Source organism: Modestobacter caceresii, assembly GCF_000761485.1.
In the GTDB taxonomy this organism is placed as follows: domain Bacteria; phylum Actinomycetota; class Actinomycetes; order Mycobacteriales; family Geodermatophilaceae; genus Modestobacter; species Modestobacter caceresii.
Genome location: NZ_JPMX01000077.1, coordinates 26,569 through 40,838 on the forward strand (window position 1 = coordinate 26,569; position 14,270 = coordinate 40,838).

At 73.6% G+C, this 14,270-nt stretch carries 15 protein-coding genes; 10 read left to right on the plus strand and 5 right to left on the minus strand.

Features of this window, described 5'->3' with window-relative positions:
- Position 1: 1 nt before the first annotated feature.
- Entirely contained in the window at positions 2 to 1,321 is a 1,320-nt protein-coding gene (locus IN07_RS16310; protein WP_036337406.1) for a C40 family peptidase, read from the minus strand.
- A gap of 170 nt (positions 1,322 to 1,491) precedes the next feature.
- Between IN07_RS16310 and IN07_RS16315 the strand changes: the two genes are divergently transcribed.
- On the plus strand, positions 1,492 to 1,689 hold the full coding sequence (locus tag IN07_RS16315) for a hypothetical protein (protein ID WP_036337408.1): 198 nt from the start codon (positions 1,492 to 1,494) through the stop codon (positions 1,687 to 1,689).
- Positions 1,690 to 1,749: 60 nt separating this feature from the next.
- Positions 1,750 to 2,358 (plus strand): GDSL-type esterase/lipase family protein, encoded by a 609-nt coding sequence (locus tag IN07_RS16320; RefSeq protein ID WP_036337410.1) that lies wholly within the window; start codon positions 1,750 to 1,752, stop codon positions 2,356 to 2,358.
- A gap of 1 nt (position 2,359) precedes the next feature.
- Here IN07_RS16320 and IN07_RS16325 read toward each other — a convergent pair whose 3' ends face one another.
- The 4 genes from IN07_RS16325 to IN07_RS16340 form a co-directional block, all read right to left on the minus strand.
- Positions 2,360 to 2,740, minus strand: a complete 381-nt coding sequence (locus tag IN07_RS16325; protein ID WP_156119241.1) for a thiol-disulfide oxidoreductase DCC family protein — start codon at positions 2,738 to 2,740, stop codon at positions 2,360 to 2,362.
- Between the two features lie 85 nt (positions 2,741 to 2,825).
- Complete coding sequence (locus tag IN07_RS16330; RefSeq protein ID WP_231558419.1) at positions 2,826 to 3,605, minus strand: succinate dehydrogenase/fumarate reductase iron-sulfur subunit; 780 nt, start codon at positions 3,603 to 3,605, stop codon at positions 2,826 to 2,828.
- The gene (locus IN07_RS16335) at positions 3,602 to 5,548 is read right to left on the minus strand and encodes a fumarate reductase/succinate dehydrogenase flavoprotein subunit (RefSeq protein WP_036337416.1); all 1,947 of its coding nucleotides are present in this window, start codon (positions 5,546 to 5,548) and stop codon (positions 3,602 to 3,604) included. The genes IN07_RS16330 and IN07_RS16335 overlap by 4 nt, the downstream gene beginning before the upstream one ends.
- Positions 5,549 to 5,565: 17 nt before the next feature.
- Positions 5,566 to 6,276: a succinate dehydrogenase cytochrome b subunit gene (locus tag IN07_RS16340; protein WP_036337418.1), complete on the minus strand. Its 711-nt coding sequence runs from the start codon at positions 6,274 to 6,276 to the stop codon at positions 5,566 to 5,568.
- A 205-nt stretch (positions 6,277 to 6,481) separates the two neighbouring features.
- Between IN07_RS16340 and IN07_RS16345 the strand changes: the two genes are divergently transcribed.
- The 8 genes from IN07_RS16345 (at position 6,482) to IN07_RS16380 (ending at position 14,248) form a co-directional block, all read left to right on the plus strand.
- Positions 6,482 to 7,093, plus strand: coding sequence for a sulfite oxidase-like oxidoreductase (locus tag IN07_RS16345; protein ID WP_036337654.1), 612 nt, complete (start codon positions 6,482 to 6,484; stop codon positions 7,091 to 7,093).
- Between the two features lie 58 nt (positions 7,094 to 7,151).
- A complete protein-coding gene (locus IN07_RS16350; RefSeq protein WP_231558420.1) occupies positions 7,152 to 7,865 on the plus strand; it encodes an FAD-binding oxidoreductase in 714 nt (237 codons plus the stop codon).
- A 216-nt stretch (positions 7,866 to 8,081) separates the two neighbouring features.
- On the plus strand, positions 8,082 to 9,101 hold the full coding sequence (locus tag IN07_RS16355) for an iron ABC transporter substrate-binding protein (RefSeq protein ID WP_036337420.1): 1,020 nt from the start codon (positions 8,082 to 8,084) through the stop codon (positions 9,099 to 9,101).
- Positions 9,102 to 9,223: 122 nt separating this feature from the next.
- Positions 9,224 to 10,741 carry an ABC transporter permease gene (locus IN07_RS16360; protein ID WP_036337422.1) on the plus strand — a complete coding sequence of 506 codons (1,518 nt, stop codon included), beginning with the start codon at positions 9,224 to 9,226 and terminating at the stop codon, positions 10,739 to 10,741.
- Positions 10,738 to 11,805 carry an ABC transporter ATP-binding protein gene (locus tag IN07_RS16365; protein WP_036337424.1) on the plus strand — a complete coding sequence of 356 codons (1,068 nt, stop codon included), beginning with the start codon at positions 10,738 to 10,740 and terminating at the stop codon, positions 11,803 to 11,805. The genes IN07_RS16360 and IN07_RS16365 overlap by 4 nt, the downstream gene beginning before the upstream one ends.
- 57 nt (positions 11,806 to 11,862) lie before the next feature.
- Positions 11,863 to 12,681: a beta/alpha barrel domain-containing protein gene (locus IN07_RS16370; RefSeq protein ID WP_036337425.1), complete on the plus strand. Its 819-nt coding sequence runs from the start codon at positions 11,863 to 11,865 to the stop codon at positions 12,679 to 12,681.
- Positions 12,678 to 13,577, plus strand: coding sequence for an NAD-dependent epimerase/dehydratase family protein (locus IN07_RS16375; protein ID WP_052091371.1), 900 nt, complete (start codon positions 12,678 to 12,680; stop codon positions 13,575 to 13,577). Before IN07_RS16370 ends, IN07_RS16375 begins: the two co-directional genes overlap by 4 nt.
- On the plus strand, positions 13,574 to 14,248 hold the full coding sequence (locus tag IN07_RS16380; protein WP_036337426.1) for a glycosyltransferase: 675 nt from the start codon (positions 13,574 to 13,576) through the stop codon (positions 14,246 to 14,248). Before IN07_RS16375 ends, IN07_RS16380 begins: the two co-directional genes overlap by 4 nt.
- The last annotated feature ends 22 nt before the right edge of the window (positions 14,249 to 14,270 follow it).

The window sequence follows — 14,270 nt, forward strand, 5'->3', positions numbered from 1 at the left end:
GTCAGGCGGTGGGGCGGGTGCCGCCGATGAAGCCGCCCCACCGCATCGACGTGACGCGGATGACCGAGCCGCTCTGCGGCGCCTCCAGGATCTGGCCGCCCCCGAGGTAGATGGCCACGTGGTGGATGGTCGCGGGGCTGTTGGTGTCGGTGGCCCAGAAGACCAGGTCGCCACGCTGCAGCTCCGACCGGGAGACCTTGGGCAGGGCCGAGTACTGGGCGCGGCTGTTGCGCGGGATCGAGATGCCGGCCTGGGCGTAGGCGTAGCGGGTGAGCCCGGAGCAGTCGAAGCCGACGATGCCGGCGTCCACACCCCAGCCCATGCTCGGTCCGTTGAGCGAGCCGCCGCCCCAGGAGTAGATGGTGCCCAGGTGGCGCCGGGCGGCGGAGATCGCGGTCTCGACCGCGGAGGAGTCGCCGGTGCCGGCGGAGGTGCCGCCCTGCGGTGCGGAGACGAGGGGGCGGGTGGGAGCCGGCGTCCGCTCGACGGTCGCCCGCTCGGCCGCAGCGCGCTCCGCTGCAGCGCGCTCGGCGGCGGCCGCCTGCTGGGCGGCGTGCTGCTCGGCGGCGGCGCGGGCGCCCTCCAGGCCGAGGAGGGCCTGCTGGGCCTGGGCGAGCTCCTGCTCCAGGGTGTCCTGTCGGGCCGCCAGCCCGGACGCCTGCGCGCGGGCGCCGGCCTCCAGTTCCTCGGCGGCGGCCAGCGCGTCCTCGGCCTCCTGCTTCAGCGCCACGGCCTCGGCCAGGGTGGCGTGCGCAGCGGTCTCGGCGGTGCGGGCCCGCTCCTCGGCGGCCGTCACCTCGGTGACGACGTCACCCTGGTGGGCGCCCGCGGCCTCGAGGAGGGCGGCGCGCTCCAGCATCTGCGCCGGTCCGTCGGCGGTGGTCAGCGCCTGCAGCGTCGGGGAGGTGCTGCCCTGCTGGTAGCTCTGCCGGGCGAACGCGGCGATGGCCGTGCGGGCGGTCGCCAGCTCGGTCGCGGCGGCGTCGGCGGTGGCCGCGGCGGCGTCGGCGGCGGCCTGGGCGACCTCGTACTCGGCCTGCTCGGCCTGGAAGGTGTCCAGCGCGATCGCCGACCGGGCCCGGGCGGCGTCCACCTCGGCCTGGGCGGTGGCGAGCTCGGCAGACAGGGCGCCGACCTGCTGCGCAGCGGTGTCCTGCTGCTGCCGGGCAGCGCCGATCTGCTCGTCGGAGGGGTTGGTCGGGGTCGCCCCGGCGGTGCCGGGGGCCGCCACCAGGCAGAGGGTCGCCACGACGACCACCCCGGCCATGCGGCGCACCGGACGGCGGCCGGTCCGTCGCTGGGTCGTTGCCTCGGTGCCCATGTCCTGGTGTCCCTCCACTGCCCTCGTTCACCCGATCAGGTGACCTGACAGAGAGTTCGGACGTTCCCGGACGGTGCTTGAGCATCTCGACACCATGAGTTGTGCAAAGCAACCCGGTGCCCGGGCCTGGTCGGCCGGGGCCCGAACAGCGCAGGGGAGACCATGGGGGCATGAACGTCTTCACCGACTACGCCCAGACGCACTGGGTCCCGATCAACGGCGACATGGTGACCGTGCAGACCATCGACGACGCGGGGAAGCGGGAGACGCACGTGCTGTCGGTGCCGGACGCGCTGGCCCAGTTCAAGGTCAAGTACCCGTTCGTGGACGACGCCCAGGCCGCCGCGCTCTTCGCCCAGGGGGGCTGAGTCGGCGCAGCGAGGTCCGGATCACGGCACACCGGGCGGCAGCAGGGCGTTGACCGAGGTGTGACGCTCCGCTTCCTCGTCCTCGGTGACTCCCTCGCGTTCGGCACCGGCGCCGCGACGGCGCGGGACACCATCGGCGCACGACTGACCCGTTCGCTGCAGGGGGCCGGGCACGACGTCGACCCGCAGGTGGTCGCGGTGCCCGGTGCCACCTCGCTCGACCTCGCCGCCCAGGTCCGTCGGGTGACCGGGCCCGTCGACGTCGCGTTGCTCGTGGTCGGCGCCAACGACCTGACCCGGCAGGTGTCACCGGTCCGGGCGGCCGCGGCGCTGGGTGCGGCCGTGCAGGACCTCCGGGAGGCCGGCGCGGCGGTGCTCGTGGTCCCCACGCCCGACCTGTCGTCGGTGGCCTGGGTGCCGCCGGCCTTGCGGGCGGTCGTCGCGGGCATCTGCGACCTGCTGCGCACCCGGCAGACCGTCGCCGCGGAGCGGGCCGGCGCCGTCGTCGCCCCGGTCGCCCCGGAGCTGGCCCGGCGGTTCGCCGCCGACCCCGCGCTGTTCTCCGCCGACCGGTTCCACCCGTCCTCGGCCGGCTACGCGCTGGTCGCCGAGGCCCTCGCCCCGCCCCTGCTCCGCCTGGTCGCCGAACGCACCGACGCCGCGGCCTGACTCAGCCGGCGCCCGGCGGGGGCACCCGGCAGGACGCCGTCCCGCCGGGGAGCCGGTGCCGGTTGGCCGCCACCAGCCGGTAGGCGATCCGGGCGACCCACCGCACCGGCGGCACGGAGAGGACGACGCCGGGCACCGACCACGGCAGGCCCGCCGCCCGCAACGCCCGCGCGACCGCCGGTGCACCGCCGGACACCGCGCCGTCTCGGTCGAACCACAGCACCTCCGTCTGCGCCCGTGCGGCGCTCACCCCGGCCGCCGCCAGGTCGGTGGACTGCCACGGGACCACCTGCACGTCGGCCGGCAGCAGCCGCCGGGCGACGTCGGCGCAGCGGGTGCAGAAGGCGCAGTCGCCGTCGAAGACGAGCACAGGCCCGGTCACGTGTCCCATCGTCCGTCCCGTCTCCTGGAACGACGAACGGGCCGGCATCCCCTGAGGGTGCCGGCCCGTTCGTTGGGTCCATCGGTCAGCTGGTCGGGACGCCGCCGGCTCGCAGCGCGCCGAGCAGGTCGTGGTTCAGCCGGGAGATGGTCTCCATCGAGATGCCCTTGGGGCACACGGCCGAGCACTCGCCGATGTTGCTGCAGCCACCGAAGTCCTCGGCGTCCTGCTGGGCCACCATCTTCAGCACCCGGCTGTCCCGCTCGGGCTGGCCCTGCGGCATGAGCCCGAGGTGGGAGACCTTGGCCGCGGTGAACAGCATGGCCGAGCCGTTCGGGCAGGCGGCCACGCAGGCACCGCACCCGATGCAGGTCGCGGCGTCGAAGGCGGCGTCGGAGTTCTTCTTCGGCACCGGGGTGGAGTGCGCCTCGGGAGCCGTGCCGGTGGGGGCGCTGATGAACCCGCCGGCGGAGATGATCCGGTCGAACGCCGACCGGTCGACCGCGAGGTCCTTGACCACCGGGAAACCGCCGGCGCGCCAGGGCTCGATGTCCAGCACGTCACCGTCGGAGAACGACCGCATGTGCAGCTGGCACACGGTGGTCTGCTCCGGGCCGTGCGCGATGCCGTTGATCATCAGACCGCAGGAGCCGCAGATGCCCTCGCGGCAGTCGTGGTCGAAGGCCACCGGGTCGTCGCCGTCGAGGATCAGCTTCTCGTTGAGCACGTCGAGCATCTCGAGGAACGACATGTCGGGCGAGACGTCGGTGACGTGGTAGGTCACCATCTTGCCCTTCTTGGTCCGGTCGCGCTGACGCCAGATGCGCAGCGTCAGGTTCATCGTCCGTGTCTCTGTGCTGGTCACTTGTAGCTCCGCTGTGCGAGGTGGACGTACTCGTACTCGAGGGCCTCGCGGTGCAGCACCGGCGGCTCGCCCTCCGGGGTGTACTCCCACGCGGCGACGTAGGCGTAGTTCTCGTCGTCGCGCAGCGCCTCACCCTCCGGCGTCTGGCTCTCGGCCCGGAAGTGGCCGCCGCAGCTCTCGTTGCGGTGCAGTGCGTCGACGCACATCAGCTCGGCGAGCTCGATGAAGTCGGCGACCCGGCCGGCGTGCTCCAGGTTCTGGTTGAAGATGCCCTGCTCGCCGGAGACCTTGACGTTGGACCAGAACTCCTGGCGGATCTCCGGGATCCGGTCCAGCGCCTTGCGCAGGCCCGGCTCCGAACGCTCCATGCCGCACAGGTCCCACATCAGCTTGCCCAGCTCGCGGTGGAAGGAGGCCACCGTGCGGGTGCCGTTGATCGACAGCAGCCGCTCGGTCTGGGCGCGGACGGACTGCTCGGCCTCGACCGCCGCCGGGTGGGTGGCGTCGACCGCGGGGAACGGACCGTCGGCGAGGTAGTTGCTGATCGTGCTGGGGAGCACGAAGTAGCCGTCGGCCAGGCCCTGCATCAGCGCGCTGGCGCCCAGCCGGTTGGCGCCCTGGTCCGAGAAGTTGGCCTCACCGATGACGAACAGGCCTGGGATGTTGGACGACAGGTCGTAGTCGACCCACAGGCCGCCCATCGTGTAGTGCACGGCCGGGTAGATGCGCATCCCGGTCTCGTAGGCGTTCTCACCGGTGATCCGGTTGTACATGTCGAAGAGGTTGCCGTACTTCGCCTCGATGGCGGCCTGGCCGACCCGGGCGATGGCGTCGCTGAAGTCCAGGTAGACGCCCAGGCCGTTCGGCCCGACGCCGCGGCCCTCGTCGCAGACCGCCTTCGCCTGGCGGGAGGCGATGTCGCGGGGCACCAGGTTGCCGAACGCCGGGTACTTCCGCTCGAGGTAGTAGTCGCGCTCGTCCTCGGGGATGTCCTTGGGGTTGCGGGTGTCGCCGCGCTCCTTGGGCACCCACACCCGGCCGTCGTTGCGCAGCGACTCGCTCATCAGCGTCAGCTTCGACTGGTAGTCGCCGCTGACCGGGATGCAGGTCGGGTGGATCTGCGTGTAGCAGGGGTTGGCGAACAGTGCGCCGCGCTTGTGCGCCCGCCAGGCCGCCGTGACGTTGGAGCCCTTGGCGTTGGTGGAGAGGTAGAAGACATTGCTGTAGCCACCCGAGGCCAGCACCACGGCGTCGGCGAAGTGGCTGGTGATCTCGCCGGTGATCAGGTGCCGGACGACGATGCCCCGGGCCTTCCCGTCGACGACGATCAGGTCGAGCATCTCGGTGCGCGGGTGCTGCTCGACGTTGCCCAGCCCGATCTGCCGCTCGAGGGCCTGGTAGGCGCCGTAGAGCAGCTGCTGGCCGGTCTGGCCGCGGGCGTAGAAGGTGCGCGAGACCTGGGCGCCACCGAAGGAGCGGTTGTCCAGCAGGCCGCCGTACTCGCGGGCGAACGGCACGCCCTGGGCCACGGCCTGGTCGATGATCGCGGCGCTGACCTCGGCCAGTCGGTACGAGTTGTCCTCGCGGGAGCGGAAGTCACCGCCCTTGACGGTGTCGTAGAACAGCCGGTGCACGCTGTCGCCGTCGTTGCGGTAGTTCTTGGCGGCGTTGATGCCGCCCTGCGCCGCGACGCTGTGCGCACGCCGCGGGCTGTCCTGGAACCAGAAGTTCTTGACCCGGTAGCCCATCTCGGCCAGCGTGGCCGCCGCCGAGCCGCCGGCCAGGCCGGTGCCGACGACGATGACCGAGAGCCGGCGACGGTTGGCCGGGTTGACCAGCCGGGCGCGGAACTTGCGCTCGTTCCAGCGGTCGGGGAGCGGGACGTCGCGGGGTGCCGTGGTGTCGGCGATGGGCTCGCCGACGGTGAAGAGCTCGAGAGGCATGACGGTGTCCTTCTCTCTCAGTCGATCAAGCCGAAGGCGACGGACAGCGGTACGAGCAGGAAGCCCACGGTGATGACCCCTGCGACGAGGTAGGCGAGGCCGTTGACGGCGCGCTCGCGGCGCTTGTTCGTCTGGCCGAGGGTCTGCGTGGCGGCGAAGATGCCGTGCCGCAGGTGGAGGCCGAGCAGCACCATCGAGACCACGTAGAAGAGCGTGATCGGGATGTTGGAGAAGCTGGCGACCAAGCGGTCGTAGGGCGTGGAGTCGTGACCCACCGGGTTCACCGCGCCGAGCGTGAGGTCCAGGATGTGCCAGATGATGAACAGCGCCAGGATCAGCCCGCCCCAGCGGACGGTGCGCGAGGCGAAGCTCTGCTGCACCCGCTTCTTGGTCACGTAGGGCACCGGGCGCGCGCGCCGGGCCTGGCGCCACAGCGAGATGGCCGCCCAGAAGTGCAGCACCACCGCGGCGAGCAGCACGAGCCGGATGATCCACAGCGCCGTCTGGGCCGGGAGCGCCGGCTCACCGATGGTTCGGATCCACCCGGAGTAGCTGTTGAACGACTCGGGACCCGAGAAGGCCTTCAGGTTGCCGACCATGTGGGCGAGCAAGTAGAGGATCATGATGATCCCGCTGACCGCCATGACGGTCTTCTTCACGACCGAGTTGTCGAACCGGCCGGTCTTGGGGGCCCTGCGCTGGGCCGGCTGCGTCGTCACTGTCGCCACAGGGCCAAAGGTAAGCCCAGTGCCCACGTGACACCCAGGTGAACGCACCGTGACACAGCTCATGTAAGGCGACCCTGACCGGCCCGAGGGTCGAATGGGGGACCGGTCCGGCCGGGGAGCCGTGTCGCCACCCAGGGGGACGGTGGCCTCGGGGGTGGAGGAAGATCGTCCTCGCCCCAGTCCGGTGCCCCGAGAGGACGACGACGTGCCAGGACCCACCCGCGGCTTCCTCGGCCGCCGCCGCGCGGCCGGAGACCCCCGGCTCCCACCCGGCCAGTACGACGCCGGCAGCGACTGGCCGGTGCTGACCGCCGAGCCCACGCCCCGGATCGCCCCGGAGACCTGGAGCATCACCGTCGACGGCGAGGTGGCCACCCCGACCACCTGGACCTGGGACGAGGCGCACGCACTGCCGTCTGCCGAGTACCGCGGCGACATCCACTGCGTCACCACCTGGTCGAAGTTCGACACCCGGTTCGGGGGCATCAGCGTCGACTCGCTGCTGGACGTCGCCCAGCCCACGGCCGAGGGCCGGTTCGTGATGGCGACGTCCAAGACCGGCTACACCACCAACCTGCCGATCGAGGACGTCACCGGTGGCAAGGCGTGGCTGGTGTGGGAGTTCGACGGCAAGCCGTTGACCGCCGAGCACGGCGGGCCGGTGCGGATGCTGGTGCCGCACCTGTACTTCTGGAAGAGCGCCAAGTGGATCAGCAGGATCACCGTGCTCAAGCGCGACCAGCCCGGCTTCTGGGAGCAGAACGGCTACCACGACCGCGGCGACCCGTGGAAGCAGCAGCGGTACCAGGGTGACTGATGAAGGACCCCCTCCTCCTCACCACTCGCAAGCTCGCGGCGAGCCTCTGGACGGGGCCGTGAGCGCGCCGGCGGGCGGCTGGACCACGGCGACGGTCGCCGGGCTGCGTCGGCCGATCGCCCGGGCGGTGGAGCTGCGGCTGGACGTGCACGACCGGATCGACCACCTGCCCGGCCAGCACTACGTCGTCCGGCTGACCGCCGAGGACGGGTACACCGCGCAGCGTTCGTACTCGGTGGCCTCGGCGCCGGACGACCCGCTGGTGGAGCTGTTCGTCGAGCGGCTGGACGACGGTGAGGTCTCCACCTACCTCGCCGACGTCGTGGAGCCCGGCGACGAGCTGGAGGTCCGCGGCCCGATCGGGGGCTGGTTCGTCTGGGACGGCGTCACGCCGGCACTCCTGGTGGGTGGTGGCAGCGGCGTCGTCCCGCTGGTCGCGATGGTCCGGCACGCCCGGGCGCTGGGGCGACTGGACCTGCTCCGGGTCGCCGTCTCGGCCCGCACGCTCGCCGAGCTGCCCTATGCCGACGAGCTGGTCGAGGCGGGGGCGTTGATCGCGCTCACCCGGGAGGCGCACGGCATCCGCCCGGGGGCCCGGCTGACCGACATGGACCTGCTCCCGCTGTGGGAGCCCGGACAGACGGCCTACGTGTGCGGGTCCGCGGGCTTCGCCGAGTCGGCGAGCCAGCTGCTGGTCGGGCTGGGCCTACCGGCGGCGTCGGTGCGGGTGGAGCGGTTTGGGCCGTCGGCGCTGGAGCTCCCGAAGCGCTGACCCCGGCCGGCCAGCACGGCCGGCGCGATCCCGGCCGACGGCTCGCCTCCGGCCCCCGGGCGGCTGCGCCGCGGCAGGGGCGTCGGAGGGCCGCATGGAGGTGGCTATCGTCGACCCGGACGCCGTGTTTAGGTGTGCCTTGCCTCATACTGAGGGCGCCGTCATGGCTGTTGGCTCGCACCTACCTGTCTCATTACGACCTCGGAGGACTGACCCGTGAACCGGCCTGGGCGCTCCACCGCCACAGCGATCGTCGTCCTCACCGTCTCCGGCGTCCTGGCCGGCTGCGGCGGCGGCGCATCCGACGCCGAGACGCTCACCGTCTACAGCGCGCAGCACGAGAGCCTGGTCCGCACCATGCTCGAGGGGTTCACCGAGGAGACCGGCATCGAGCTGGAGTTCCGCGACGCCAACGACGCGGAACTGGCCAACCAGATCGTGCAGGAGGGGGAGGCCTCGCCGGCCGACGTCTTCCTCACCGAGAACAGCCCGTCGATCGACGTCCTGGACGACGAGGGACTGCTCGCCCCCCTGGAGCAGGCGACGCTGGACCAGGTCGGGGAGCGGTACCGACCGGAGTCGGGGAACTGGACCGGGTTCGCGGCCCGTTCCACCGTGCTCGTCTACAACCCCGCCGTCCTGCCGGAGGCGGAGCTCCCCGCGTCGATCCTCGACCTGGCTGACCCGGAGTGGGCCGGGCGCATCGGCATCGCCGCCGGCGGGGCGGACTTCCAGGCGATCGTGGCCGCCGTGCTCGCACTGCAGGGCGATGAGGGCACCCGCACCTGGCTGGCCGGGCTGGAGCGCAACGCCGACATCTACCAGAGCAACAGCGCGGTGATGAAGGCCGCCGACGAGGGCGAGATCGACGCCGGCGTCATGTACCACTACTACTGGTACCGCGACCAGGCCGAGGGTGGCCTGGTGGGCGACGACGCCGAGCTGCACTTCTTCCGCAACCAGGACCCGGGCGCCTTCCTCAGCGTCTCCGGTGCCGGTGTGCTGGCCTCTTCCGACCAGCCCGAGCAGGCCCAGCAGTTGGTCGCCTACCTCACCGGCCCGGAGGCCCAGCAGCGGCTGGCGGAGAGCTCGGCGCTGGAGTACGCGGTCGGCACCGGCGTCGCCTCCGCCGAGGCGCTGCCCCCCCTGGAGGAGCTGGAGGCGCCCGACGTCGACCCCGGGTCGCTGGACCAGCGGCGGGTCACCGAGCTGATGCAGGAAGTCGGGCTGCTCTGACCACCACGGCGACCCCGCCCGCCCCGTCGGCGCGCCCGGGCTCGGGCCGGCCTGCCCGGAGGTCGGACGGCACTGCCCGGAGGTCGGACGGCACTGCCCGGAGGTCGGACGGCACTGCCCGGGTGAGCCGATCCCCGGCGGTGCTGGTGCTCGCGACGCTGGTCGCCGCACTGGCGTTGCTGCCCCTGGGGTACATCGTCGGGTACACCCTGGACATCGGCTGGAGCGGCGCGCGCGAGCTGGTGTTCCGCGCCCGGGTGGCCGACCTGCTGTGGAACACCGTCCGGCTGGCCGTGGGCACCGTCGTGTGCTCCGTCGTCCTCGGCGTCGGTGCGGCCTGGCTGGTGGAGCGGTCGTCGGTCCCGGCCCGGCGGCTGTGGCACGTGCTGCTCGTCGCCCCGCTCGCGGTGCCGGCCTTCGTGAACAGCTACGTGTGGATCTCGTTGCTGCCCTGGCTGGACACCTACGCCGGGGCGCTGCTGGTGGTCACGCTGTCCTACTTCCCGTTCGTGTACCTCCCGGTGGCGGCGGCCTTCCGCGGGCTGGACCCGGCACTGGAGGAGACCGCCCGGGGGCTCGGGCTGGGGCACGGCGCGGTGTTCCGGCGGGTGCAGCTCCCCCAGCTGCGGGTCGCGGTGCTGGGCGGCAGCCTGCTGGTGGCGCTGCACGTGCTGGCGGAGTTCGGTGCACTGCAGATGCTGCGCTTCCCGACCTTCACCACCGCGATCTACGACCAGTACCGGTCGACCTTCAACGGCCCGGGCGCGACGATGCTGGCCGGTGTGCTGGTGCTGCTCTCCCTGCTGCTGCTGGTGGGCGAGCTGGGGATGCGCGGCCGGGCCGGCTTCGCCCGGACCGGTGCCGGAGCCGCCCGGCGGTCCCGCCCGGTGGCGTTGCGCGGCCTGACCGTCCCCGCCCTCCTGGCGCTGACGGCGCTGGTCGGGCTGGCGCTCGTCGTCCCGCTGGCCGGCGTCACCTGGTGGCTGGTGCGCGACACCGGCGGCGCTCTGGACCTCGCGAACCTGGCCAGCACCACCGGGACGACGCTCGCTCTGGCCGCCGTCGCCGCGCTGGGGACCACGGCCCTGGCGCTGCCCACGGGCTGGCTCGCCGTGCGGGCCCGCACCCGGGTGTCCACCATGTTGGAGCGGAGCACCTACCTCGGCAGCTCGGTGCCGGGCATCGTGGTCGCGCTGGCGCTGGTGACGATCAGCATCCGTGCCACGCCGTGGCTCTACCAGACCACTCCGGTGCTGCTGGCCGCCTACGCGATCCTCTTCCTACCGCGGGCCATCGTGAACGTCCGCTCCGCGGCGGAGCAGACCCCCCGGTTGTACGACGACGTGGCCGCCTCGCTGGGCTCCTCGGGGCTCGACCGGCTGCGCCGGGTGACGGTGCCGCTGCTGGCTCCCGGCCTGGGGGCGGGCGCGGCGCTGGTGTTCCTGGCGGTGGTGACCGAGCTGACGGCGACCCTGCTGCTGGCGCCGACCGGGACGGCCACGCTGGCCACGGCGTTCTGGTCGGCGAGCAGTGCGCTGGAGTACAGCGCGGCGGCGCCCTACGCACTGGTGATGGTCCTGCTCTCGGCGCCGGTCACGGTGCTGCTGTCCCGCGACGCCCGACGAGGTCTGACCCCATGAGCTCCCTGACCGTGCAGCACCTGACCAAGTCCTTCGGGTCGACGCCGGTGCTCGCCGGCATCGACCTGACGGTGCCCAGCCGCAGCCTCACCGCTCTGCTGGGTCCGTCCGGGTGCGGCAAGACCACCCTGCTGCGGCTGATCGCCGGCTTCGAGGAGCCCGACGCGGGAACGGTCAGCCTGGGGGGTGCGGTGGTGTCCGGCGGCGGGCGCACGGTGCCCGCCCGCCGGCGTGGCATCGGCTTCGTCCCGCAGGAGGGCGGGCTGTTCCCGCACCTCACCGTGGCCGGCAACGTCTCCTTCGGGCTGCCCCGGCAGGAGCGCCGCGACCGGGAACGGGTGCGGGAGCTGTTGGCGCTGGTCGGCCTGGACGCCGCACTGGCCGACCGGCACCCGCACCAGCTCTCCGGTGGGCAGCAGCAGCGGGTGGCCCTCGCCCGGGCGCTGGCCCCCCGCCCGTCCCTCGTGCTCCTGGACGAGCCCTTTTCCTCCCTGGACGCCGCACTGCGGGAGGAGACCCGCCGGGAGGTTGTCGAGGCGCTGCGGGCCACCGGAGCCACCGCCGTCCTGGTCACCCACGACCAGGCCGAGGCGTTGTCGATGGCCGACCAGGTGGCCGTTCTGCGCGGTGGTCGGCTGGTCCAGCTCGCCGACCCGCAGACCCTCTACCGCCGGCCCCGCGACCTGGACACCGCCGCCTTCGTGGGGGACGCCGTCGTGCTGGACGCCGACGTGCGCGGCGGGCAGGCGCACTGCGCACTGGGCACGGTCCCGGTGGCCGAGGGGTGCCCCGACGGACCGGCCCGGGTCCTGCTGCGTCCCGAGCAGCTCCGGCTCGGGCCCCCCTCCGCCGGTGCCGTGCTCGCGGTGGTGCACAGCGTGGACTTCTACGGCCACGACGCGCGCGTGGTGCTCGACCTGGCCGCGGGGCTGCGGGTGGCGGCACGGCTGGACGGCGCCGACCTGCCCGCCGGCGGGCAGCAGGTGGCGGTGTCTGTCGCGGGTCCGGCGCTGGCCTTCCCGGGGGCCGACGCAGCCCTCGGCGAGGCCGTCCGCTCGCCCTGACGGGGGCCCGTGGAGGGCGGCGGAAGGCAACTACTTAGGAGTGCCTAAGCTCACCTCGTGGATCTCTTCGTCTTCACCGTGGACCCCGGCTGCGCCCGCGACGTCGTCGCCGGCGGGGCGGCCGGCATCGTCGTGGACTGGGAACGCCGGGGGAAGGCTCGTCGGCAACTGGGTGAGGGCACGCAGATCAACGCGGACACCCCCGCCGACCTCCGCCGGGTGCGGGCCGCGACCGACGGCCGGGTGCTGTGCCGGCTCAACGGCTTCGGCTCCTGGACCGCCGGGGAGGTCGAGGAGGCGCTCGCCTGCGGTGCCGATGAGATCCTGCTGCCCATGGTGCGCGAGCCCGGGGAGGTGGACCGCACCCTGGAGCTGGTGGCCGGCCGCTGCGGCGTCGGCATCCTGATCGAGACTCAGGACGCCGTCGAGCAGGCGGCCGCGCTGGCCGCCCGGCCGCTGAGCCGGATCTACGTCGGCCTCAACGACCTGCGCATCGACCGCCGCTCGCGCGAGCTGTTCCGGCCCCTGGTCGACGGCACCGTGGACGCGGTCCGTGCGGTGGCCACCGTGCCCTTCGGCGTGGCCGGTCTCACCCTGCCCGGCGGCGGGTGGCCGGTGCCGACCCGGCTGCTCGCGGCCGAGCTGGTGCGGGTGGGTGCCGACTTCACCTTCCTCCGCCGCTCGTTCCACGCCGACATGGTGGGCCGGGACCCGTTCGTCGAGGTGCCCCGGATGCTCGCGGGCCTGGCCGAGCTGCGGGCGGCCACGGCCGAGCAGGCCGCCGTCGACCGTCGCGCCCTGGTCGCGGCGATCGACGAGGCAGGGCGGCGGTCCGGTGAGCCGCTGGTCCCCGCCCCGATGTCCCAGCCCGCGTGAGGGCCCTGGTCACCGGAGCCGGCGGGTTCGTCGGCCGGCACTTGGTCCACCGGCTGCGCGCGGACGGCTGGGACGTCGTCGGGCTGACCCGGGTGCAGGTCGACCTGGCCGACCCGCGGGCCGGCGCGGCAGCCGTCGCCGCGGCCGATCCGGACGTGGTCTTCTCCTTGGCCGCGGGCCGAGCCAAGGGGAGTGCCGCGGAGCGGGCCGCGACCACGGTGGTGAACACCAGCCCCTGGCTCGTCGACGCGCTGCCCGAGCGCTGCCGGACGGTGGTCCGGCTTGGGTCCTCGACCGAGTACGCCGCCGCGCCGCACCCGCTGGCCGAGGACGCCGCCCTGGAGCCGCGGGGCTTCTTCGGCGCGACCAAGGCCGCCGGCTCGCTCCTGCTGCAGGCGGCCGCGGCCGAGCGCGGCGTGCGGGCAGCGGTGCTGCGCGCCTTCCAGGTGTACGGGCCGGGGGACCACGCGACCAGGCTGGTCCCCACGGTCCTGCGGGCCGCGGCCACCGGCGAGGTCGTCCCGTTGCCGGGCCGACTCAGCCGGCGCGACTGGGTGTGGGTGGAGGACGTGGTGGACGCCTGCGTCCGGGCGGCGCTGGCCGACGACCTGCCCCCGGGCGTGGTCCTCAACATCGGTACGGGGGTGCAGACCAGCACCGAGGAACTCGTGGCCATCGCCCGCGAGGTGACTGGCCGGGCGATCGCCACGGCCCCGGGGGCCCACCCCGGCCGCTCCTGGGACACCGCCGACTGGGTGTGCGACCCGGCCGCGGCCACCCGGCTCCTCGGATGGCGACCGACCGTCGACCTGGCCGCCGGCCTGACCCTGACCTGGGCCAGCTCCGGGGGCCAGGAGGGCCCGGCGGCCGGGGGCAGCGGGACCGCGGGTTGGTGACCCGATCCCGCGTCGCCGTCATCGTCCCGGTGTACGGCAACGCCGCGACCCTCCGTCCGCTGGCGGAGCGGCTGGCCGGCGCGCTGACCGGGCGGGACTGGCGGCTGCGCCTGGTCGTCGATGCCTCGCCCGACGACAGCCTGGCGGTGGCCGAGGAGTTGTCCCGGGCCGATCCGCGGATCGCGGTCACGGCCCTGTCGGTCAACGTCGGCCAGCACGCCGCCCTCACCCACGGCCTGGCGGACGAGCCGGAGGCCGACGCGTGGGTGTGCCTCGACGCCGACCTCCAGGACCCTCCCGAGGCGGTGCCCGAGTTGCTGGACCGGCTGGCCCGCGGCGACGTGGGTGCGGTCTTCGCCGGGCGGCGGGGACGGTACGAGTCCCGGGTGCGTCAGGCCACCGGAGCGGTCCACCGCCGGCTGGCCGCCCGGCTGACCGGCCTGCCTCCCGACGCAGGGGCCTTCCTGGTGATGGGACGGGCTGTCCGCGCCACCGTCGTCACCGAGCGCGCCCCCAGCGTCGTGCTGGCCGTCGGCGCCTCCGGGCAGCCGGTCGCCAGCGTGCCGGTGACGCGGGATCCGCGGCCGGTCGGCGACTCGGCCTGGAGCGGACGGGCGCGGCTGGCGCAGTCGGTACGGTCGCTCGTCTGGGCCTTGCGCTCCCGGCGCTGAGCCGGCCCGAGGCTGCTGCTGC

What these genes read in the sequence shown, in the direction of transcription:
- IN07_RS16315 (WP_036337408.1), top strand. Translation starts at nt 1,492, where the DNA reads ATGAACGTCTTCACCGACTACGCCCAGACGCACTGGGTCCCGATCAAC.
- IN07_RS16365 (WP_036337424.1), top strand. Translation starts at nt 10,738, where the DNA reads ATGAGCTCCCTGACCGTGCAGCACCTGACCAAGTCCTTCGGGTCGACG.
- IN07_RS16335 (WP_036337416.1), bottom strand. Translation starts at nt 5,548, where the DNA reads ATGCCTCTCGAGCTCTTCACCGTCGGCGAGCCCATCGCCGACACCACG.
- IN07_RS16310 (WP_036337406.1), bottom strand. Translation starts at nt 1,321, where the DNA reads ATGGGCACCGAGGCAACGACCCAGCGACGGACCGGCCGCCGTCCGGTG.